Genomic DNA, 270 nt, shown 5'->3' with positions numbered 1-270 from the left:
GACGGAACTTATATGCTTTGTTTGCCATATCGAATCACCTCACTTCATACCTTGATTTTCTATATATTTCTTTATCACTTCAATGGGCGCACCACCCGTTGTGAGTAAGCAAAAGCTTCTCAACATCTTGATTCCATTCTACTGAGGAACACAGAATGGTTATTACTGTCTAATTTCATTGATATATCAGCCTTTCATTTATATAAGACTAATTATATCATAGCAAAAAAAGACAACTTTAGGCTACGCCTAACCGAAATTCATCTCCCA

General features: G+C 35.6%; 1 pseudogene. It reads right to left on the bottom strand.

The features are described 5' to 3' along the window. Nucleotides 1–39: 39 nt before the first annotated feature. A pseudogene (locus TEPIDINF_RS14890) lies at nt 40–120 on the bottom strand (IS200/IS605 family transposase); the annotation flags it as partial. Nucleotides 121–270 lie beyond the last annotated feature (150 nt).

The sequence above is a fragment of the Tepidibacillus infernus genome (genome assembly GCF_048898065.1).
Lineage (GTDB): Bacteria > Bacillota > Bacilli > Tepidibacillales > Tepidibacillaceae > Tepidibacillus_B > Tepidibacillus_B infernus.
This window is presented reverse-complemented; position numbering and strand designations above follow the sequence as displayed.